Genomic DNA, 20,346 nt, shown 5'->3' with positions numbered 1-20,346 from the left:
CCTACGGGCCGAACGGTATTCGCGGGCCGAGGTCACTTCATTCCTGGTTTGCGGCGCCTGCGATCTTTGAAGATCCTTTGATCGCCCACTGAACTAAGCAGTCTATCATGGAGTCATGCCCGACGGGACGATCTGGATCGTCATCGCCGGCGCCTTGGTCGTCGGCGAACTGCTGACGCTGGACCTGACGCTGGCGATGTTCGCGCTGGCCGCGCTCATTGGGGCCGGTGTCGCGCTGCTCGGCGTCGATCTGGTCTGGCAGATCGTCGCCTTCGTGGTCGCGGCGGGTGGATTCGGGCTGGGACTGCGCCCGGTGGCGAAGCGTCAGCTGCAACGTACGCCGCCCCTGCTCACGGGTACCGACGCGCTCGTCGGAGAGCGCGCGATGGTGGTGGAGCGGGTCGACGGCGACGGGGGTCGCGTGAAGGTCAAGGGAGAGATCTGGTCGGCCCGGTCCTACCCCACCACCACCGTGCTCGAGGCCGGCAGCGAGGCGCGGGTGCTGCGCATCGATGGTGCCACTGCCATCGTCCACAGTTTCGAGCTCTGACGACCGGGGCCCCGGCGCCCCCGGCGATGCCAGTGGATGTGACAGCGCCGACATCGGGACGGTCGGCCTTCAACCGGCCGGCATCGGGACGGCCGGCATCGAGGGGGCTGAAAGTGAGGGGTACGCCATGGCAGGAGTGATCGCCGCCGCGGTGATCGCGGCGGTCCTACTGATTTTTCTGGTCCGGGCGGTGCGCATCGTGCCGCAGGCGCGCGCGATGGTCATCGAACGGCTGGGCCGGTATCACCGCACGCTGACGCCGGGCCTCGCGATCCTGGTCCCAGTTGTCGACCGGGTCCGTGACCGCATCGACCTCCGGGAGCAGGTGGTCAGCTTCCCGCCGCAACCGGTGATCACCGAGGACAACCTGGTGGTCGGGATCGACACGGTGATCTACTTCCAGGTCACTGACCCACGGGCAGCGACCTACGAGATCGCGGACGTGATCCGGGCGATCGAGCAGCTGACCGTCACCACGCTGCGCAACGTGATCGGTGGGATGAACCTGGAGGCGACCCTCACCTCGCGGGACCAGATCAACGGGCAGCTGCGCGGCGTGCTCGACGAGGCCACCGGAAGGTGGGGAATCCGGGTTAACCGGGTGGAGCTCAAGGCCATCGATCCGCCGAAGTCCATCCAGGACTCGATGGAGAAGCAGATGCGGGCCGAGCGGGACCGCCGGGCCGCGATCCTGACCGCGGAAGGCGTCAAGCAGAGCGAGATCCTGCGGGCCGAGGGCGAGAAGCAGGCCGCGATCCTGCGGGCCGAGGGGGAGCGGGAGGCGCAGATCCTCACCGCCCAGGGCGAGGCCCAGGCGATCGACACCGTCTTCCGGGCGATCCACGAGGGTAACGCGGACCAGAAACTGCTAGCCTACCAGTACCTGCAGACGTTGCCGCGGATCGCCCAGGGGCAGGCGAGCAAGTTGTGGATCGTGCCCAGCGAGCTGACCACCGCCCTCGGTGGCCTGTTCGTCGGCGGTGCGGACCAGGCGCACAAGACTGTCGGGGCCCGTCCCGCGCCCGCCGAGGGCCCGTCCGCGGGACCTCCGTCGACCGGTTCGTAACCCCGGGTCTCCCGGCCCGGCGGCTCATCGGTCCTGCGCCCGTTGGCCGCCGGCTGTCGTCGCCTGATCTTTTCGGGTGACCTGTCTCCTTGGGCGACCTGCCCGATCGGCCCATTCCGAGCCCGTCACCAATGGTTGGTGCGGACAAAACTTCCCGCCATTTAATGATACTTCAGGAGGAGGTAGGGCTAGTCCGCTGAGCCGGACCATGGGACGATTCACCCAGCCAAACGGGGGCGGGTCGACGGGCGCAGGGGAAGGCGTTCCTCGTCGACGGAGGTCCCGCGTGGTCGCAATGTCCCCGACAACTCGTGAGCTGTCATCCGGCTCGTCGTCCTTCGCCGTGCCGGGCAAGCTGGCGGTTCTCGCCTGTCCGCCGGTGCTGTGCCCGCACCTGGAGTTCGCCGTGTCCGGCGTTCTGTCGTCGCCACTGTCGTTGACCTGGACGGCGCAGCCCGGTATGCCCGGATTCCTCTTCGCCGGGCTGGAGTGGCGGGCGTCGCCTGGTACCGCGGGGCGGGTGGCTGGCGCGCTGCGCCGGCTCGGGTACGTCACGTTCGAGACCGTCGAGGGACCCTCACCGGGGTGTGACGCCGAGCGGTACTCCTACACCCCCGATCTGGGGCTGCACCGCGCCGCGATCGCCGCGAACGGGGACGTCGTCGTGGGGGAGGCGGCGCTGCGGGCTCTGCTGGAACGGGGGGAGGCCCGGGAGGCGCTCTCCCGGGGCCTGCACCGGCTGCTCGGAACCGCCTGGGACGACGTGCTCGAACCACTGCGCCGGGGCGCCCACGGCGCCCCGATCACCTGGCTGCGCCGGACCGGGTAGCCGGGTGGGGCAGCCAGGTGACCGGGTACCGGCAGTGCCGACCGGCTGCCGCGGGAGAGCTGCTGGACGTCGGCCGGGCGGGCCGGCGGGGTGGACGAGGCTCCTGGGCTGCGGAAGATCAGGGCGGCAGCGTCGTCGGTCAAGATCGGGGGATTCTCCGGGGCGTCTGGGGGTCGAGGGTGTGGTGAAGCCCACATCGGGGTAGCGCGGGTCTGACGGGCACATACCCCGGCGGTCGTGCGTTGTGGGTTGCGCACGACTACGCACAACTTCTCTGGGAGTTACTTCAGTGGCCACCGATTACGACACCCCTCGTACAGCTGACATCGAGGACGCCTCGGAGCAGAGCCTCGAGGCTCTCAAAGCTCGGCGGGCGGACGCGGCGGCTGATCTCGGTGACGACGTTGACCCGTTCGAAACCGAGCTCGGCCTGCCCGGCGCCGACTTGTCTGGCGAGGAACTGAACATCCGTGTGCTGCCGCGTCAGGCCGACGAGTTCACCTGCACGCAGTGCTACCTGGTGCATCACCGCAGCCAGCTCGTGGACGAGCGACGGATGATCTGCCGGGACTGCGCGGCCTGACCGACCGCGTGGTCTGATCGGCTCTCGATCAGTCTCCACCGCCGATGACAGCTGCCGATGACAGCTCCACGATCAGTTCGGGCTCGACCGCTACCGGCGGTTCGGGCTCGTCTGGCCCGGCCCGGCTCCTCACCCGACCAGAACGCCGGCGTCCCGCATGCGCGCCACGGCTCGCTCCTCGTCGCCCGGACGCAGGTTGACGAACCTGGTGAGGTCGAGTGGCAGCAGCACCTTCAGGCCCCGCAGCCGAGCGTCCAGCGCGCTCTCCTGGACGCAGTAGTCGCTGGCCAGCCCGACGACCACCACCGTCGACACGCCCAACTGCGCCAGCCGTTCACCGAGCACCGTTGTGGCTCGCCTCCCCGATGCCGGGTCACGCACCGAGAAGGCCGAGTAGCCGTCGCTGCCGTCGACCCCCTTGCGGATCACCTCACCCTTGACGATCAGGTCGGGATGGAACTGGGCGCCGGGGGTATCCCCGACGCAGTGCGGCGGCCAGATCCCGCCGCCGGTGACGAAGTGCGGGGTCTCGTGCGGGTGCCAGTCCTGGCTGTAGAAGACCGGGGAGCCGGCGGTCACCGCCGCGGCGATCTCCGCATTGATCCCGGCGATGATCTGCTCACCACCGGCCACGTAGAGGCTGCCGGCCGGATCGGCGAAGTCGTTCTGCACGTCCACGATCAGCAGAGCGGTCCCCGGCCCGTAACGCTGACTCATCGTCGTGTCCCCTCCGTCGCGCTCCGCCCTCGCGTCGCGGTGTACCCACCTCTCCCGGTGTACCAGTCTGTTCTGTCCCGGTGTACCCGTCCGTTCGGTATGACCACACTGTCGCATCTCGACACGCCCGCGTCGATATCCCTGATCATGATGGTGCGTCGGCTTAGGTTCGCAGGATGCGTAGCCGAGACTACGGGCCGGACGTCCTGGCTCCCCCCGCCCGTCCGCGCCAGGCGCGTCCGCCGGAGGTCGAGCTCGAGCGTGACCTCGTGGTCGAGGACGTGGCCACCGGGTTCTGCGGGGCCGTGGTGGGCAGCGAGAACGGTGGGGTGACGCTGGAGGACCGTCACGGCATCCGGAGGGTCTTCCCCCTGGAACCCGGCGCCTTCCTGATCGAGGGCGCGCGGGTGACCCTCGTGCGTCCCCGCCGCGGGACCCCGGCCCCCGCGGCGCGCACCGCGTCCGGGTCCGTCGCGGTGCCCCGCCGCCGGGCCAGGGTCGCGCGGGCGAGCCGTATCTACGTGGAGGGTCTGCACGACGCCGCCTTGGTCGAGCGGGTCTGGGGCGACGACCTGCGCATCGAGGGGGTGGTGGTGGAGAGCTTGGACGGGGTCGACGACCTGCCGTCGGTGGTCGCGGGGTTCCGCCCGGGGCCCGGCCGCCGGCTCGGCGTGTTGGTGGACCATCTCGTCCCGGGGTCGAAGGAGAGCCGGATCGCCGCCTCCGTTGCCGGTGACCACGTCCTGGTGACCGGTCATCCCTACATCGACATCTGGCAGGCGGTGAAGCCGGCGTCGGTCGGCATTCCCCGCTGGCCCGAGATTCCCCGCGGCCAGCCCTGGAAGGAAGGGGTCTGTCAGGCCCTCGGTGTGGAGGACCCGGCGCAGATGTGGCGCCGGGTCCTGGCCTCGGTGGACAGCTACACCGACCTTGAGGTGGGCCTGCTCGGCGCGGTGGAACGACTGATCGATTTTGTCGCCGGCTGACGGCCGGGCCCGGGCGGCCCCCCCCGTACGCGCGCCGCGCAGCCGACCGCGTACGGTCACTTCGGCGGGGACGGGCCCCCTCCGTAGGCGGGAGACACCGAATGCCGGCACGGATCAGACTATCGATCCTGCTTCGGATCGTCGGTGCGGCCGGCGTGACCCTGGTCGTCGTGGCCCTGGTCGCCGGGGTGGCTCTGCATCTCGTGGGGGGAGGGCCCGCGGGGCCGGGCGCACCCGGCCCGGCCCGGCCCGGCGTGGACGGGACCTCACCAACCGCCCTGTCCGGCCGGAAGGTCGTCCTCGACCCCGGGCACAACGGAGGAAACGGCGCTGCCGCGGCGTCGATCAACCGGCGGGTCCCGGCCGGCGGTTTCGACAAGGAATGCGACACCGTCGGCGCCGAGACCGACAGCGGTTACCCGGAGCACGCCTTCACCTTCGACGTCGCGGGGCGGGCGGCGGCCATTCTGCGCTCCCGGGGCGCGAGCGTGATCCTGACGCGCGACAACGACTCCGGGGTGGGCCCGTGCATCGACGAGCGGGCCCGCATCGGCAACCGGGTCTCGGCCGGCGCGGTGGTGTCGATACATGCCGACGGGGGACCGGCGGACGGACGCGGCTTTCATGTCATCGCGCCCGCGCTCAGCCCGGACCGGGCCAACGCACCGATCCTCGCCCCGTCGGCGCGTCTCGCGGTGATGGTGCGATCCGCCTTCGGCCGGGCCACCGGGCAGCCATTGGTGGACTACCTGGGCGAGGATGGTATGACGATCCGCTCCGATCTCGGTGGGCTCAACCTCTCGCGGGTGCCGAAGATCTTCCTGGAGTGCGGCAACATGCGCAACCGCACCGATGCGGCCGAGCTTGCCGACCCGGCCTGGCGGGCCCGGGCGGCGGCGGGCCTCGCGGACGGGATCACGCTGTTCCTGCTGGGGGACGAGGCGTCCTCGCCTGGCCCGGGCTGACCCGGCTTCGTCCGGTGATGGGCGCGACGGCGGCCGGGGCCCCTTGTCGGATTTCCGGGCGCCCACCGGCCGTCGCACACGCAGAGGGCCACCCGTGACGGATGGCCCTCATAGGAGGGCGAGAATGTGTCTCGCGGTGGGCGATACTGGGATTGAACCAGTGACCTCTACCGTGTCAAGGTAGCGCTCTCCCACTGAGCTAATCGCCCGCGAAAGGATCAGAGGCGGAGGCGGGAATCGAACCCGCGTACAGGGCTTTGCAGGCCCTTGCCTAAACCACTCGGCCACTCCGCCGTGGGAGGCCACTGGGGACGGACCTCAAGCCTCTCTGCTCCCGAGCGGACGACGGGATTCGAACCCGCGACCCTCACCTTGGCAAGGTGATGCTCTACCAACTGAGCCACGTCCGCGCTGCTCCGCCCTTCTCGGCGGTGCAGGTAGCACTCTAGCGGACGATCGGGCCAGACGTCGAACCGTCCGGCGGGCATCGCTGAGATGTTGCGTTGGGTCAAGGTTCTCCGGATGAACGTCGGCTTTCGCCCACGGCACGTCCATGCGGCCGGCCGGCCGTCGAGGGGCTGGTCCATGCCCTGGGCGGCGGGTCACCTCGGGCGGCGGTAGCGTGATCGGAATGAGCGAGACGAACGTGGCGGCTCGGGAGGCGAGCCCCCTCGGGTGTGTGGAACCGGCACCCCCGTGGGATGTCTCCTCGTTCCTGCTCGCCGGCGGCCGGTTCGCGACTGAGGTCGTGGAGATCAGTGATGACGCCGCGGTGCTGGATCGAGATGGCTTCTGGGCGGTCGTCGTCGACTTCGAGAGGGCCGTCCGTTGCATCCGGTTCGCCGACGTGCGGCCGGCGCCTCCCGGTGGTGCCGCGGCGCTGCGGCGTGGCCCCTGGCTCGGACCGCCGCGAGCCGCATGGACGACAACCATGAACCGGGCGGCCTACCTCGACGGGGTTGTGGCGATCCGTGAGCGCATTGCGGCGGGGGAGGTCTACCAGGTCAATCTCTGCCGATTGCTGTCGGCACCCCTGCCTGCGCCCGCGGCGGAACGCGCGGGGGGTCCCGGTGCCTGTGCTGCTGGTGTCGATCTCGGTGCCCTGGCGGCTGTCGTAGCCGCCGGCAATCCCGCGCCGTACGCGGTCGTCCTGGATGTGCCGGAGGCCGGGGTGCGCATCGTCGGCGCCTCTCCGGAGCTGTTCCTCTCCCGCCAGGGCGACGTCGTGAGTTCCAGGCCCATCAAGGGAACCGGTCGGACGGCGGCGGATCTGCGGGAGAAGGACGTCGCCGAGAACATCATGATTGTCGATCTTGTTCGCAACGATCTTGGGCGGGTCGCTCGCCCGGGAAGTGTGACGGTGCCTTCGCTCTGCGCAGTGGAGGAGCACCCCGGTCTCGTGCACCTCGTCTCGACCGTCCGGGCCCGGCTGCGGCCGGGGGTGGGCTGGCAGGACCTCCTGGCGGCGGCCTGCCCGCCGGGTTCCGTCTCCGGCGCCCCGAAGTCGAGCGCGCTGCGGATCATCCGAGAACTGGAACCGGCCTCTCGGGGCTACTACTGCGGAGGGATTGGCTGGGTGGATGCCGACCGGAACGTGGGTTGGCTGTCTGTTGGCATTCGTACGTTCTGGATCGAGGACGACCGGATCTGGTTCGGTACCGGCGCTGGTATCACGTGGGGGAGCGATCCGGACTCAGAGTGGCGTGAGACCGAGCTGAAGGCCGACCGGCTGGTGGGGCTGGCGAGCCGATCGGACGATAGGCCGGGCACCGGCGGTGGGCCGAGGACAAAAGAACCCGCCTGGCGGCGCTAGCCTGGCCAGGCGGGCGGGTGCTCTGTGTGTGACTGGGTGGAAGCTGCCTCGGATGCAGGTGGGGAAGGGTCTCCCCCGGTCGCAAAATGCCCACACCGGCTTGCCGGGATCGGGCAGCGGTCCCGACCCCGGTGAGATCATCGCTCGGGGCCACCCCAGATGAGGAGGGCGAGTTCGGCATCAAGATCGATGATGTCGCTCTCTCCGCCGAGGGGGACGGCTGAATACGTCCGCCGCAGGAAGGCCAGCACCTCGGACCGCGGCATCTCGAACAGTGCATGCCCGGACGGGCTGGACAGGGACAGGCAGACGATCCGTCCCCCGGACTGGGCGGCAGGCCACACCTGCACGTCGCCATCCCCGGCGGGTCGGCGCACACCGTCGCTGAGGAGCTGGCGCGCGAACGTCCACTCCACGACCTCGTCCGCACCGGTGCGGAAGCCGATGCTGATCGCGTACGGATCGGCAGGCTCGTACCGGACGGTGGCGGCGACCGGCACGGGCGCCGCCCCGGGGACGACAAGGCGGAGGGCGAGTTCTGCGGTGATTGAATCGTGACGAATAGTCATCGGGCGGCCTCTCATGGTGCGATGGTGCGGGCGAGCACCCGTGTAACGGGATAGTTCCCTCTCCGAGTCCCGTTGGAAACAAGATTATGCCAAGACAACATCCGTTACGGTAGTTCGGGCGAGTTGCCTGGCCCGGAAGGGTGGACCTGCCTCGAGTGATCATGGTTCGGCCGACTGTCGGACGGATCTTCTACTTGAATCCTATAGATGATTACCGTCCGTAGTGTCCAAACGTCCCTCGAGCGTCAGGCCATCCCGCCAAGGCCGTTCCCCCTCACGTCTTCCCCGTCGGGACCCTTCTCAACCACGGCCAGTCGCGGCGAACCTGACCCAGTCCGGCCACCGGGCAGGACGGCGGACATCGCCCCATCCGTCCGTCGACCCCCCGCCGTCGGCCCCCTTCGCCGGCCCGTATCCTCGGCGTGTACGGTGGCCCCACCGGCAAGGGCGTATAGCTCAGTGGTAGAGCGCTGCCTTCACACGGCAGAGGTCCGTGGTTCGAAACCACGTACGCCCACGCGATTGGGCTTGCTATGCTCCGCTCCCGGGTCGGGAGCTTGCTGTGCTCCCGCGGGACATCTGCTCTGTGGATGATCTTCGCGCCCCCCGCGATGCGGCGTTTTTCCTGGTCAGGGCGGGTCCGTCGGTGCCTGGGAGGGGCTACCCCAAACGGGTGGTGCGGCTTGGCGGTGTCCTCTCCCGCCGGTGGGACTCGGCGCGTTTCCCCCGGTAGGAGGCCGTCCCGGTCCCGCCCGAGACCTGCCCGGGGCTGCCCCCGACCTCCGCGGCGTGCTGCGCCTCGAAGGGTGGTCGGAGCTGTCCACTGCCGGTGGGGCGCCTGTCCCGGGGAGCGGTGCGAAATCTCCCCGATTGGCCGGTTTCTGGGTGTCTGGGCCGCGACGTCGTGGGCTGGCGACGAATCAACATCTACCCCCACTTTGGTGGGGACACCACCGATGGAGGCGGATCCCGGAGGGGGTCCGGGCCGGTGCTCCAGCCCGGGAGACAGCCCGGCAGACAGTGTGGGCGACGAGCACGTCGATACCTCGACCCGGGGTCGGCTCCGAGCCTCGTTCTTTACGGAAAGTGACGTCCGAGCCCGCGTCGCCGGGCCCCCGGGCGCATCGCGCGAGCCGCCGCCGCGATGCATCGCGGTCCTTGGGAGCGGGCCTGTCCACCTTTCGGGCGCATGCTGTTGATTCGTGGTGCCCGTGGAGCTCCGCGTGCTGGAGATGGTCGACGCCGTGCGTCGCCGTGGAACGATTCCGGTGGCCGTTGGTATACCGGTTGGTCCATGGTGGATCGGCATCGTTGTGCGTCCCGCCCCTTTCCGCAGGTCACTGGTTTGCGAGTGGGGTCCACGCCAGGTCCGATTGGCGTTTTCCCCATGAAGGTGCCGCCGACGCTGTACAGATCGCCTTAACGTCCGCTAAGCTGGCCGGGCAGGGCGTAACGGGCTCGGGTTGTCGCAAGGTTGTCGCGATGGCTTCTCGCGGGGTTGCGCCGGGAGGGCTCCTCCCGGTCGCGGACCCTTCGTGTGCATCATCCTCGCGTCAGATCCAGGGCGCCGTGGTTCGAAACCGATTACGTCACTTGAGGGGGACTGGCGGCGACCCCCCCACGCCGTCAGTCTCCCTCTTCATGCGCCGGACCGCACCCGCACGCGAGCCTCCTCGCGTACCGCGGGCGTCTCTCGTCGCTCAGATCCTGATAAATTGACGAGACGATATTGCTCCCCCTGGGGAGCTCGTCCCGGGGAGGCGGCGCCCTTGCTGATGGCCGAGCAGGTTCCGGTGCCCATGGCCCGCTCGATGGGCGCTGCCTGCGTGTTCACTCGGCTCAGCCGGGGCGGCGTCGTGGCGGCCGCCCAGTGACGGCCGAGGTCTCACCCGAGGGGGTTCCCCTGGAGGAGCAGGCCGGGGTCGGCGGTCCGGATGCTTTCCAGCGGCTCTACACCCCGCACCGCATGGCCTATATCAGGGGCGAGGGCCGCTCCCGTGACGATGAATGCCCATTCTGTTCCATTGTCGGGATGTCCGACGAGGACGGCCTCGTGGTTGCTCGGGGTAAAAGCGTCTACGCGGTCCTCAATCTGTACCCCTATAATGCCGGTCACCTTCTCGTTGTGCCCTATCGCCACATCGCGGACTACGCCGACATGGACCCCGAAGAGATCGTCGAGATGGCATTCTTCGTTCAGCACGCGCTCCGTGCGCTGCGGGCCGCCAGCGGGGCCCACGGTTTCAACACCGGCATGAACCTGGGGGATGTCGCCGGCGCCGGGATCGCCTCGCACGTGCATCAGCACGTGGTGCCGCGGTGGGGCGGTGACACGAACTTCATGCCCGTGGTGGGCGCGACCAGGGTGCTCCCCGCCCTGCTCGGGCAGACCAGGGAGATGCTCGCCCAGGCCTGGGCGCAGACCGCGCCCGACGAGTAGGGCGGGTAGCGCCGGGCCCGGTGGAGGCCGCAGCCGGGTCGGGGCGCTCCCGTCGGGGTTGCCCGCCGCACCGGGTCCCGCCCGGCGCCGGGCCCGATGCGGCGGGTGCGCGGTCACCGATGTCTCCCACCGGCAATTCTCCCTGAGCCGGGCCGAGGGTTGCCGGTCGTCCGTCTTTCCCGCTTTATGTCGGATTCCTGCTTTATGCCGATTTTTTCGCTTCCGCCGACAGGGCATCCCCAAGCTGTGGTGGCATCGGCTCGTAGCCGCGATGGTCCCGCGTGAAGCTACCCGTGCCGTGGCTCAAGGACCGTAGTTCAATCGCATATCGGATCATTTCGCTCGCAGGGACCTCTGCGTGAACGACCGTCCGGGGGGTGGCCCCGGGCCCGCCCGGGACGGGTTCCATCCCGACGACCCGTCCTCGGCGAGTGGACAGGTCGCCCATCACGGCCCCGACGTACTCGTCGGGTACCAGGACGCCAACGGCCAGGATCGGCTCAAGCACGACGACGCCGGCGGCCCGGGCCGCGTCCTTGAGCGCCAGTGCGCCGGCGATCTGAAAGGCCATGTCCGAGGAGTCGACGCTGTGCGCCTTGCCGTCGACGAGGCGGACCCGTAGATCAACCATGGGATGGCCGGTGCGGACGCCCTGCGCCATCTGCGCCCGGACGCCCTTCTCCACCGAGGGGATGAAGGCCCGGGGAACCGCGCCGCCGACCACCTCATCGACGAACTCGAAGCCCCCACCCGCCGGGAGCGGTTCGACCTCGATCTGGCAGACCGCGAACTGGCCGTGCCCACCGGACTGCTTGACCTGACGGCCGAGTCCGCGCGCCGGGGCACGCAGCGTCTCCCGGAGCGGGATCCGGGGCGCGGTCCGGTCCACCGCGGCGCCGTAGCGCTGGGCGAGCCGTTCCAGGACCGCGTCGCTGTGGGCCTCGCCCATGCACCACAGGACGAGTTGGGCGGTCTCGGGGTCCTGCTCGATCCGTAGCGTCGGGTCCTCCACGGCCAGCCGGCCGAGTGCGGTCGACAGCCTGTCCTCGTCCGCGCGGCTGCGGGCCCTGATCGCGATAGGGAGCTGCGGTTCGGGCATCGACCATGCGGGCAGGTAGCGCGGGTCGTCGCGATTGGAGAGGGTGTCGCCGGTCTCGGCGGTGCTGAGCTTCGTCACCACGCAGATGCCGCCGGCCGGGCACTCGCCCACCGTGTGCAGAACCGAGCCGTACGGCCGGGAGAGCGCCCCGACCTGCTCGTCGTCGTCGTGGTCGGCGTGCCCGGCCGCGGCTCTGCCGTGCCCGCTGACGTGCACCGCATCGTCGGGATGCAGCGTGCCGGAGAACACCCGGACCACTGACATCCGGCCCACGTAAGGATCCGTGGTCGTCTTCACGACCTCGGCCACGAGCGGCCCGGCCGGATCACCGTGGCTCTGGTCGCAAGGGGAGCCGTCAGGGCGGCTCACCGGCGGCAGGGGATGCTCCCGCGGTGAAGGGAACCCCTGCACGAACAGGTCCAGCAACTCGACGGAGCCGAAACCGCCGGCCCGCCCGCTGCCCCGATCGCCCCCTGCCGCGGCGCCCGGGCCCGAGGTCGAACCCGGAAGCAGACCGGCCGGCAACACCGGGAAGAACGTCCCGCGGGCGACCGCGGTCTCCAGATCGCCGAGCAGGAGCTTGGTGTCGGGCTCATCACCGGACAGGTACCGGTCGAGGAGGGTCTCGTCCTCACTCTCAGCGATGATCCCCTCGACCAGGGCGGCGCGGGCGGAGGCGTACCGGCCGGTGAGGCCGGCCGGGGTCGCGAGTTCCTGGCGGCCGCTGCCCGGGTACTCCAGCACTCGCCCGGACAGCAGATCCACCAGCCGCATCGAGGCGCCGGCCTCCCGCTCGGGCAGGTAGGCCGGCAGCACGCCGGCCCCGAAGGCCCGTTGGCAGCCATGGACGGCCGCTGCGAAATCGGCCCGGGGATGGTCGAGATGGGTGAGCACGATCGCGCGGGGCATGCCGACCCCGGCGCACTCCGCCCACACCATGCTGGTCGCGCCATCCACCCCGTCGACCGCGCTGACGACGAACAGAGCGGCGTCGGCGGCCCGCAGGCCCGCCCGCAGCTCGCCCACGAAGTCGGGATAGCCCGGGGTGTCCAGAAGATTGATCGTAAGCCCGCGGTAACTGACCGAACACAGGGTGAGGCTGACCGACCGTGCCGGGCGACGCTCGGGATCGGCGTGGCCGACGTAGCTGGTCTGGGCGGTCTGACGGTCGCCGTTCTGGCGGTCCGGCGGCCCGGCGGTGGCGAGCAGACGGTCCACCAGAGCCGTCTTGCCCGCGCCGGTGTGGCCTACCAGGACGACGTTGCGCACATCGCACGAGGCTGATGACATCCTCGCCTCCTTGACTGGGAGGTAACGGCCTGTTCGGTAACGGCAGCGTCCTCCCCTGTTACCTGGGACACAAGCCCGAGGGCGGCCGTGGTCGGGAATGCGCGGATCGTGGCGGCTGTACTGTGAAGACCGCCCGAAGCCGGGCGCACGTGGGACGACCACGCGGACGACCACGCGGGACGACGGGACGGACATGCTCGCTAGCAAGGCACGACCGCAGATCCAGAAGTTGCTCGACCCGGTGAGCCAGTGGGCCGCCCGGTCGTCGGTGTCACCGGACGCCGTGACGATCATCGGCATGGTCGGGGTCGCGGGCGGGGCTCTGGGGTTCTTCACCCGCGGGGTGTTCTTCCTCGGCGCCGTAGTGATCACGCTGTTCGTCTTCTCGGACCTGATCGACGGGGTCATCGCCCGCGCCCGCGGCATCTCCTCCAAGTGGGGGGCCTTTCTCGACTCCACGTCCGACCGGGTCGGCGACGGCGCGATCTTCGGATCGCTCGTCCTCTGGTACGCCGGCGACGGCGATTCCCTGCCGTTGGCGGGTGCGGCCCTCATCTGCCTGGTCGCCGGTTTGATCACCTCGTACGTCAAGGCCCGCGCCGAGGGACTCGGCTTCACCTGTGACGTGGGGTTCGCCGAACGGGGCGAGCGGTTGCTGATCTTGCTGGTCGCCGCCGGGCTGTACGGCATCGGGGTGCCCTACCTCCTGCCCGCGGCGCTGTGGTTCCTTGTCGGTGCCACCATGCTGACGGTCGTCCAGCGGGTCGTCCACGTCTACCGGCAGTGGTACCGCGCGGGAGACCCGCCCTCCCCGCCGACGTCAAGGGCGGCCCCGGCCACTGCGTCCCGGACCACGGCCGCGTCCCGGGCCGCGGCCGCCTTCGGCCCCCGCCGCAACGGCCGCTGAGCGGTCATCGAGACGATCCGACGAAGGGCCGAGCGTTGACGGCGGGCGGGCGGGCGACGGCGGCCGGGCGGTTCACCGACCTCGCCTACACGCTGGGCTGGCGCGGCGTCCGGCTGCTCCCGCACCCCGTGGCCGCCGCGGCGTTCCGGTTCGGCGCCGACCTGGCCTATCGCCGCGACGGGCGGGGGGTGCGCCGGCTGCGGTCGAACCTCGCCCGAGTGGCGCCGCCGGGAACCGATCTGGACCGGTTGACCCGGGCGGCGATGCGCTCCTACGCGCGGTACTGGCTGGAGGTGTTCCGCCTCCGGGAGATCGGTCTGGACCGCGTCGTCGGCCGGCTGCGGCTGCTGGACCAGTATCGGTTGTGGGATGCGCACGCCCGCGGGAAGGGGACCATCGTGGCGCTGCCGCACATGGGTAACTGGGAGCAGGCGGGCGCCTGGCTGGTGGCGAATGGCGTGCCGTTCACGACCGTCGCCGAACGCCTGCGGCCGGAGGCGCTCTTCGAGCGGTTCCTGGCCTTCCGCTCGGAGCTCGGCATGGAGGTCGTCCCGCTGACTGGCGGGCAGGCTCCCCCGTTCGACCTGCTCACCGAGCGCCTGCTGGCCGGGGGGATGCTCTGCCTGCTCGCGGACCGGGATCTCTCTCGCGGCGGGATCCCGGTGAGGTTCTTCGGCGCCACGGCCACCATGCCCGGCGGGCCCGCGGCGCTCGCGCTGCGCACCGGGGCGACGCTGCTGCCCGCCACGCTCTGGTTCGATCATGACGGGTGGAGCGGGCGGATCCATCCCGCCGTCAAGCCGAGCGACATCCCGACGATGACGCAGGGACTTGCGGACGCCTTCGCCGCCGGCATCGCCGCGCACCCCGCGGACTGGCACATGCTCCAGCGGATCTGGCGTGACGACGGATGACGCCGCCGTGAAGATCGGTCTGGCCTGCCCCTACGCCTGGGACGTACCGGGCGGGGTCCAGATGCACGTGCGTGACCTCGCCGAGACCCTGATCGCCGCCGGTCACCAGGTATCCGTCATCACCCCGGTGGACGACGAACGGACCCTGCCGCCCTACGCGGTGGACGCGGGCCGGGCGTTACCGTTGCCTTACAACGGCTCCGTTGCCCGGCTTCTGATGGGCCCGGTCTCGGCCGCCCGGGTCCGCCGTTGGCTGCGTGAGCACGACTTCGATGTCCTGCACGCCCATGAACCGACCGCGCCCAGCGTCAGCCTCCTGGCCTGCATGCTGGCCGACGGGCCGATCGTCGCCACCTTCCACACCGCCAACCCCCGGTCGCGGTTCCTCACCGCGGCCCACGGCGCGCTGCAGCCGTCGTTCGAGAAGCTGCGGGCCCGGATCGCGGTCTCCGAGGCGGCCCGGCGCACCCTCGTCGAGCATCTGGGCGCCGACGCCGTCCTGATCCCGAACGGGGTGGCGGTGCAGAACTTCGCCGGCGCCCGGTCCCTGCCTGGCTACGACGACGGGCGGCCCACCGTCGTGTTCCTCGGGCGCATCGACGAGCCGCGCAAGGGCCTTGACGTGCTGCTAGCCGCCCTGCCGGCGCTCGCCGCCGAGATCGACGGTGTCCGGCTGCTGGTGGCGGGGCCCGGTGACGGGGCGGCGGTGCGGGCCCGGCTGGAGCCCGCCCTGCGCTCGCGGGTCGGCCTCGTCGGCATGGTCTCCGACGCCGACAAGCCCCGGGTCTTCGCCTCCGGGCAGGTCTACTGCGCCCCGAATACCGGTCAGGAGAGCTTCGGGATCGTGCTGCTCGAGGCGATGGCGACCGGGACCCCGGTGGTGGCCAGCGATATCGACGCCTTCCGCCGGGTCCTCGATGACGGGCGCGCCGGCAGGCTGTTCGACGTCGGCGATCCCGCGCAGCTGGCCGCGACCCTGGCCCAGGTGCTACGTGATCCCGCCGGCGCCGCGCGGCTGGTGGAACGCGGTCGCGCCGTCGCCGCCGCCTACGACTGGCGGGTCATCGCCGAGCGGATCGTCGGGGTGTACCAGATGGTCTCCGGGGACATGCGGGTGTCGGTCGCGACGGCGACGCAGCCGCCGGTCCGGGGCGACGCGAGGAGTGGGGACTGACCTGCCCCGGTAACTGACCTGTCCCGGTACCTAGAGCCACGTCACATTCGGCCGTTGGTTACGCTGCGCGGGATGACCGTCGTCGTGGTGGTGGTCGCCCTGGTGGTGGCGATCGCGACCTATCTGACCTGGCTGGCCACTCGGCTTGACCGACTCGCGGCCCGGGTCGCGGACGCCCGCGGCGGGCTGGTGGCGCACCTGGTCGCCCGCGCCGACGCCGCGCGCGAGCTGGCCCTGCGGTGTGAGCTGGCCGAGCTGGGTGAGAGCGTGGCCCGGGCCCGAACGGCCTATCCAGGCCTGCTCGCCGGGGGGGCGTTGGACGCCGCGGTCGAGCAGAGCGAGAATGCCCTGAGCCGGGCGTTACGGTCCGCCGAGGTCGCCGCGGCAGGCCAGCACCACCCCGCCGAGCTGCATGCGGTCGACTCCTGCGCGGCCCGGGTCGCGCTCGCCCGGCAGTTCCACAACGACGCGGTCCGCGACCTGCGGGCACTCGCCTGCCGGCGCGTGGTGCGGATGGCGCACCTGGCCGGCCGTCGGTTGCCCCCCGGCTACTTCGAGATCGATGACGCCCTGCCGATCCGCGGCGAGGGCGTCCCTCGCGGCGACCTGCCGGGGCTGGCCTCCTGACGGCTCGGCCGGTCGCGAGATCGCCGTACCATGGAAAACCGACCCACCCGCACGGGAACCATCCGGCGGGGTAGCCGGCATGCAGGTGCCAGACATGCCGGTACCCCGCGGCCCTGGCGACCCGACCCAGCGAAAAGAGACGGCACATCATGCCCGAGGGCCAGACTGCCCCCGCCGCCGGCCCGGCGATCGACTCCGCCCGGCAGGCCGGTACCGCCCGCGTCAAGCGCGGCATGGCGGAGATGCTCAAGGGCGGCGTGATCATGGATGTGGTCACCGCCGAGCAGGCCCGCATCGCCGAGGACGCCGGCGCCGTCGCGGTGATGGCGCTGGAGCGGGTTCCCGCCGACATCCGGGCGCAGGGTGGGGTGGCGCGGATGAGCGACCCCGACATGATCTTGGAGATCATCGAGGCGGTCTCCATCCCGGTCATGGCCAAGGCCCGGATCGGGCATTTCGTCGAGGCACAGGTGCTGCAGGCGCTCGGGGTGGACTACGTCGACGAGTCCGAGGTCCTCACGCCCGCCGACCCGCACCACCACATCGACAAGTGGCGCTTCACGGTGCCGTTCGTCTGCGGGGCCACCAACCTGGGGGAGGCACTGCGCCGGGTCGCCGAGGGCGCGGCGATGATCCGCTCCAAGGGTGAGGCGGGCACCGGCGAGGTGTCCAACGCCGTGGTGCACATGCGTACCATCCGGGCGGAGATCGCCCGGCTGTCGGGGCTGCCCGCCGAGGAGCTCTACGCGGCGGCCAAGGAGCTGCGCGCCCCGGTCGAGCTGGTCGCCGAGGTGGCCCGGCTCGGCCGGCTGCCCGTCGTGCTGTTCACCGCCGGCGGTATCGCCACTCCGGCGGACGCGGCGCTGATGATGCAGCTCGGCGCGGACGGGGTGTTCGTCGGGTCCGGGATCTTCAAGTCCGGGGACCCGGCGCGCCGCGCCCGGGCCATCGTCGAGGCGACCACCATGTTCAAGGATCCCGACGTTCTGGTGAAGGTCTCCCGGGGCCTCGGCGAGGCGATGGTGGGCATCAACGTCACCGAGCTTCCCCCGGAAGCCCGCTACGCCGACCGCGGCTGGTGAGTGGCCCGCGGATCGGCATCCTCGCGTTGCAGGGGGATGTGCGCGAGCATGCCCGGGCGCTCACCGAGGCCGGCGCGCGGCCGGTGGCGGTGCGCCACGCGGTGGAGCTTGCCGAGGTCGACGGGCTCGTCCTGCCCGGGGGTGAATCCACCACGATCGGCCGGTTGCTGCGCGTGTTCGAGCTGTTGGAGCCGTTGCGGGCGGCGGTGGCCGCGGGGTTGCCCGTGTTCGGTTCGTGTGCTGGCATGATCCTGCTCGCGCGGGACGTCGTGGGCGGCCGGCCGGATCAACCACTGATCGGCGGACTGGACATCGTCGTCCGGCGTAACGCCTTCGGCCGGCAGGTGGACTCGTTCGAGGCACACCTCGAGGTCGTCGGGGTGGCGGGGCCACCTGTGCACGCGGTCTTCATCCGGGCACCATGGGTAGAAAAGGCAGGAGACGCGGTCGAGGTCCTGGCCCGTGTCGCCGAGGCGCCGGTGGCGGTCCGCCAGGGGCCGCTGCTGGCCACCGCGTTCCATCCGGAACTGACCGGTGATGCCCGGGTGCACCGGCTATTCGTCGACAGCGTCCGATCGTCCGGGTCCGGTCGATGATCGGGCGCAAGAGAGGCAGGTCATGAGCGGCCACTCCAAGTGGGCGACCACCAAGCACAAGAAGGCGGTCATCGATGCCCGCCGGGGCAAGCTGTTCGCCAAACTGATCAAGACGGTCGAGGTGGCGGCCAAGACGGGCGGCGGAGACCCCGCGGGCAATCCGACCCTCGCCGACGCCATCGCCAAGGCGAAGTCGCAGTCCGTGCCGAACGACAACATCGAACGGGCCGTCAAGCGGGGTTCCGGCGAGCTCGCCGGTGGGGTGAACTACGAGGACATCACCTATGAGGCGTACGGCCCGGGCGGGGTGGCGATCCTCGTGGAGTGCCTGACCGACAACCGTAACCGGGCGGCGTCGGATGTCCGGGTGGCGATCACCCGTAACGGCGGCACGGTGGCCGACCCGGGGTCGGTGTCGTACCTGTTCAACCGCAAGGGTGTCGTGCTTATCGAGAAGACCGCCGGCCTCACCGAGGACGACGTACTGCTCGCCGTGCTCGACGCCGGCGCGGAGGAGGTCAACGACGTCGGGGAGGCCTTCGAGGTGGTCTCCGAGGCGACCGATCTGCACGCCGTGCGGGTGGCCGCCACCGGCGCCGGCCTGGCGGTCACCTCCGCGGACATCTCCTGGCTGCCGAGCGTGAGCGTGCCGCTGGAGGCCGAACCCGCCGCCAAGGTCCTCAAGCTCATCGAGGCGGTTGAGGATCTCGATGACGTCCAGAACGTCTGGTTCAATGCCGACATCTCCGACGACGTGATGGAGCTAGTCGGCAGCTGATTGTCTTCTCAGGCGATCTGTTGGGCGTGTCGTGGATGTCCGGTTGCGTCGCCGCCCCTAGAATCGAACGAATGTTCCTGTGAACGTGCGGTCGGGAGGGTGGATGCGGGTGCTGGGGGTCGATCCCGGGCTGACCCGGTGTGGCCTGGGGGTCGTCGACGGTGGCCTCGGTGTCCGGGCCCGCCTGGTCGAGGTGGGGGTGGTGCGCACCCCCGCCACCGCCGAGGTCGCCGAACGGTTGTGCGCCGTGTCCGACGGCATCGACGCCTGGCTCGATCGCACCCGTCCGGAGGCGGTCGCGGTTGAGAAGGTCTTCAGCCAGGCGAACATGCGTACCGTGATGGGTACCGCGCAGGCCGGGGCGGTCGCCATCATGCTGGCCGCCCGGCGGGGCCTGCCGGTGGGTCTCTACACGCCCAGTGAGGTGAAGGCCGCGGTGACCGGCAGCGGCCGGGCGGACAAGGCGCAGGTCAGTTTTATGATCACCAGGTTGCTCGGGCTGACCGAGGCGCCACGCCCGGCCGATGTGGCGGACGCCCTCGCGTTGGCGCTCTGCCACCTGTGGCGCGGGCCGGCGCTGGCCCGGTTCCGTTCCGCCGCGCCGGGCGGATCCACCTGATGATCGCGTCGTTGACCGGCACGGTCACCGCGCTGACCCCGCTGTCCGCCGTCATCGAGGTCGGCGGGGTGGGCCTGCTCGTCCACTGCTCGCCGTCGACGCTGTCGCGGCTGCGGGTGGGGGAGTCCGCCTCCCTCGCCACCACCCTGATCGTGCGCGAGACCGAGCTGACCCTCTACGGCTTCGCCGACGCCGATGCGCGCGACGTTTTCGAGATCCTGCAGAGCGCGGCCGGGGTCGGGCCCAAGCTCGCCCAGGCCGTGCTCGGAGTGCACGATCCCGACACGGTGCGCCGCGCCGTTGCCGAGGAGGATCTCGCGGTGCTGACGAAGGTCCCCGGTATCGGGCGCAAGGGTGCGCAGCGCATCGTCCTGGACCTGCGGGACCGGCTCGGTCCGCCGAGTGGTGGTGCGCCGCTGCCCGGCCCGCGCCCGACGTCGGGACCGGAACCGGTGCCGGCCGATGCCGTCGGGGTCGCGGCGACCGTGCGGGAGGCGCTGGTGGGCCTGGGCTACTCGGGTCGTGAGGCCGACGACGCCGTGTCGCGGGCGCTCGTGGTCCTGGCCGCGCCCGCCGGCGAGGGCGCCGCTGCGGGTGGCGAGCGTGCCGTCCCGGGCGAGGGAGACGTCCCGGGCAAGGAAGGTGCCCCGGGTTCCCGGGCCGGGGCCGGCGCGGGAACCGGCGGCGCCCCGCCCGACGCCGCGGCACTGCTGCGCGCGAGCCTCGCCGTGCTACGCAGGTG

Annotated in this window: 20 protein-coding genes and 4 tRNA genes; 18 read left to right on the top strand and 6 right to left on the bottom strand. The window is 70.8% G+C overall.

Annotation, left to right across the window (positions count from 1 at the left end; genetic code table 11):
* Positions 1-115 precede the first annotated feature (115 nt).
* The 4 genes from AC08OT_RS04700 (at position 116) to AC08OT_RS04685 (ending at position 3,028) form a co-directional block, all read left to right on the top strand.
* On the top strand, positions 116-550 hold the full coding sequence (locus AC08OT_RS04700) for an NfeD family protein (protein WP_476593691.1): 435 nt from the start codon (positions 116-118) through the stop codon (positions 548-550).
* A 127-nt stretch (positions 551-677) separates the two neighbouring features.
* On the top strand, positions 678-1,616 hold the full coding sequence (locus AC08OT_RS04695) for an SPFH domain-containing protein (protein ID WP_476593692.1): 939 nt from the start codon (positions 678-680) through the stop codon (positions 1,614-1,616).
* Positions 1,617-1,911: 295 nt separating this feature from the next.
* A complete protein-coding gene (locus AC08OT_RS04690; protein ID WP_476593693.1) occupies positions 1,912-2,445 on the top strand; it encodes a DUF3145 domain-containing protein in 534 nt (177 codons plus the stop codon).
* A 289-nt stretch (positions 2,446-2,734) separates the two neighbouring features.
* A complete protein-coding gene (locus tag AC08OT_RS04685; protein WP_476592789.1) occupies positions 2,735-3,028 on the top strand; it encodes a DUF4193 domain-containing protein in 294 nt (97 codons plus the stop codon).
* Positions 3,029-3,157: 129 nt separating this feature from the next.
* On the opposite strand, the gene AC08OT_RS04680 is transcribed toward AC08OT_RS04685, so the two are convergent.
* Entirely contained in the window at positions 3,158-3,745 is a 588-nt protein-coding gene (locus AC08OT_RS04680; protein ID WP_476592788.1) for an isochorismatase family protein, read from the bottom strand.
* 176 nt (positions 3,746-3,921) lie between these two features.
* Between AC08OT_RS04680 and AC08OT_RS04675 the strand changes: the two genes are divergently transcribed.
* Complete coding sequence (locus tag AC08OT_RS04675; protein ID WP_462203076.1) at positions 3,922-4,731, top strand: DUF3097 domain-containing protein; 810 nt, start codon at positions 3,922-3,924, stop codon at positions 4,729-4,731.
* Between the two features lie 101 nt (positions 4,732-4,832).
* Positions 4,833-5,696 (top strand): N-acetylmuramoyl-L-alanine amidase, encoded by an 864-nt coding sequence (locus AC08OT_RS04670; protein WP_476592787.1) that lies wholly within the window; start codon positions 4,833-4,835, stop codon positions 5,694-5,696.
* Positions 5,697-5,833: 137 nt separating this feature from the next.
* On the opposite strand, the gene AC08OT_RS04665 is transcribed toward AC08OT_RS04670, so the two are convergent.
* The 3 genes from AC08OT_RS04665 to AC08OT_RS04655 all read right to left on the bottom strand — a co-directional run bounded on the left by AC08OT_RS04665 (position 5,834) and on the right by AC08OT_RS04655 (position 6,106).
* Positions 5,834-5,905: transfer RNA gene (locus AC08OT_RS04665), tRNA-Val, on the bottom strand.
* A 13-nt stretch (positions 5,906-5,918) separates the two neighbouring features.
* A tRNA-Cys gene (locus tag AC08OT_RS04660) sits at positions 5,919-5,990 on the bottom strand.
* Between the two features lie 43 nt (positions 5,991-6,033).
* Positions 6,034-6,106 (bottom strand) — tRNA-Gly (locus AC08OT_RS04655).
* Between the two features lie 221 nt (positions 6,107-6,327).
* On the opposite strand from AC08OT_RS04655, the gene AC08OT_RS04650 reads away from it, so the two are divergent.
* Entirely contained in the window at positions 6,328-7,509 is a 1,182-nt protein-coding gene (locus AC08OT_RS04650; protein ID WP_462203077.1) for a chorismate-binding protein, read from the top strand.
* Positions 7,510-7,646: 137 nt separating this feature from the next.
* On the opposite strand, the gene AC08OT_RS04645 is transcribed toward AC08OT_RS04650, so the two are convergent.
* Complete coding sequence (locus AC08OT_RS04645; protein ID WP_462188101.1) at positions 7,647-8,078, bottom strand: SsgA family sporulation/cell division regulator; 432 nt, start codon at positions 8,076-8,078, stop codon at positions 7,647-7,649.
* 445 nt (positions 8,079-8,523) lie between these two features.
* Here AC08OT_RS04645 and AC08OT_RS04640 point away from each other — a divergent pair.
* A tRNA-Val gene (locus AC08OT_RS04640) sits at positions 8,524-8,595 on the top strand.
* 1,353 nt (positions 8,596-9,948) lie between these two features.
* The gene (locus AC08OT_RS04635; RefSeq protein WP_462188102.1) at positions 9,949-10,518 is read left to right on the top strand and encodes an HIT family protein; all 570 of its coding nucleotides are present in this window, start codon (positions 9,949-9,951) and stop codon (positions 10,516-10,518) included.
* A 202-nt stretch (positions 10,519-10,720) separates the two neighbouring features.
* Here the strand turns inward: AC08OT_RS04635 and AC08OT_RS04630 are convergent, their stop codons facing one another.
* The gene (locus AC08OT_RS04630) at positions 10,721-12,907 is read right to left on the bottom strand and encodes an elongation factor G-like protein EF-G2 (RefSeq protein WP_476602561.1); all 2,187 of its coding nucleotides are present in this window, start codon (positions 12,905-12,907) and stop codon (positions 10,721-10,723) included.
* Between the two features lie 193 nt (positions 12,908-13,100).
* Here AC08OT_RS04630 and pgsA point away from each other — a divergent pair, with 193 nt between their 5' ends.
* From pgsA to ruvA, 9 genes are all read left to right on the top strand, one after another.
* Positions 13,101-13,814 carry a phosphatidylinositol phosphate synthase gene (gene pgsA / locus AC08OT_RS04625; protein ID WP_476592785.1) on the top strand — a complete coding sequence of 238 codons (714 nt, stop codon included), beginning with the start codon at positions 13,101-13,103 and terminating at the stop codon, positions 13,812-13,814.
* A 35-nt stretch (positions 13,815-13,849) separates the two neighbouring features.
* Positions 13,850-14,728, top strand: a complete 879-nt coding sequence (locus AC08OT_RS04620) for a phosphatidylinositol mannoside acyltransferase (RefSeq protein WP_476592784.1) — start codon at positions 13,850-13,852, stop codon at positions 14,726-14,728.
* Between the two features lie 7 nt (positions 14,729-14,735).
* A complete protein-coding gene (locus AC08OT_RS04615) occupies positions 14,736-15,902 on the top strand; it encodes a glycosyltransferase family 4 protein (RefSeq protein WP_476592790.1) in 1,167 nt (388 codons plus the stop codon).
* A gap of 72 nt (positions 15,903-15,974) precedes the next feature.
* Positions 15,975-16,529 carry a LemA family protein gene (locus tag AC08OT_RS04610; protein ID WP_476592783.1) on the top strand — a complete coding sequence of 185 codons (555 nt, stop codon included), beginning with the start codon at positions 15,975-15,977 and terminating at the stop codon, positions 16,527-16,529.
* A 149-nt stretch (positions 16,530-16,678) separates the two neighbouring features.
* Positions 16,679-17,611 (top strand): pyridoxal 5'-phosphate synthase lyase subunit PdxS, encoded by a 933-nt coding sequence (gene pdxS, locus AC08OT_RS04605; protein WP_476592782.1) that lies wholly within the window; start codon positions 16,679-16,681, stop codon positions 17,609-17,611.
* Positions 17,608-18,207, top strand: a complete 600-nt coding sequence (pdxT, locus tag AC08OT_RS04600) for a pyridoxal 5'-phosphate synthase glutaminase subunit PdxT (RefSeq protein WP_462188109.1) — start codon at positions 17,608-17,610, stop codon at positions 18,205-18,207. Before pdxS ends, pdxT begins: the two co-directional genes overlap by 4 nt.
* 22 nt (positions 18,208-18,229) lie before the next feature.
* Entirely contained in the window at positions 18,230-18,985 is a 756-nt protein-coding gene (locus AC08OT_RS04595; protein ID WP_462203079.1) for a YebC/PmpR family DNA-binding transcriptional regulator, read from the top strand.
* Positions 18,986-19,088: 103 nt separating this feature from the next.
* Entirely contained in the window at positions 19,089-19,604 is a 516-nt protein-coding gene (gene ruvC / locus AC08OT_RS04590) for a crossover junction endodeoxyribonuclease RuvC (RefSeq protein ID WP_476592781.1), read from the top strand.
* The coding region (gene ruvA / locus AC08OT_RS04585) for a Holliday junction branch migration protein RuvA (RefSeq protein WP_476592780.1) at positions 19,604-20,346 on the top strand (743 nt) is incomplete at its 3' end. The genes ruvC and ruvA, both read left to right, overlap by 1 nt.

The organism is Frankia sp. CgJB1 (genome assembly GCF_977947065.1).
This window is presented reverse-complemented; position numbering and strand designations above follow the sequence as displayed.